Source organism: Microbacterium sp. ZW T5_56 (assembly GCF_044987425.1).
GTDB lineage: Bacteria > Actinomycetota > Actinomycetes > Actinomycetales > Microbacteriaceae > Microbacterium.
In genome coordinates this window covers 1-544 of record NZ_JBJDRI010000082.1, presented here as the reverse complement: position 1 = coordinate 544, position 544 = coordinate 1, and the positions used below count along the sequence as shown (strand labels likewise).

1 protein-coding gene is annotated in these 544 nt (G+C 67.1%); it reads right to left on the bottom strand.

The window, feature by feature from the left end:
- Positions 1 to 544 (bottom strand): InlB B-repeat-containing protein (locus tag ACI3KU_RS18995; RefSeq protein WP_404923896.1); only part of this gene is annotated, 544 nt, incomplete at both ends.

The window sequence follows — 544 nt, the reverse complement described above, 5'->3', positions numbered from 1 at the left end:
CCTGCGGGCAGTGTGCCGGCGCTCACCTGGAAGGTGATGGGGCCGGTTCCGATCGCGTTGACGGGCACACTGTACGCGTCGGTGACGACTCCATCCGGGAGTGACAGGGTCGTGATCTCCGGAGCGTCGAGCGCGACGCTGTTCCACTGGGCGGTGAATGTCACCGGGGCGATCGTCGGGTCACCCGGCGAGGTTCCGGCGACAGACGATGCCCACCCGGCAAAGGTGTACCCCGGGCGCACGGGGTCAGCCGGCACGGATGCGGCGTGCCCCCAGTCGACGATCTGCGTCGAGTCGCTCGTGACTCCGTCGGCGAAAGCGAACGTCACTCGGTAGTGGAACGCGAGCGTCAGCCGGCCTTGATCCGGGATGCTGCCGGTTGCGTCTCCCGTCACCAGCACTCCAGAGGTCGGATCCGTGTAAGACACAGGTGCCACTTCGTTGTCCGGGCCTCCGCGGCCCGCGACAGTCGGAAGTCCGGTGGCGTCCTCGGGACCGATCACCGTGACCGAACCTCGATAGAGCGGATTGAAGACCAGGTACC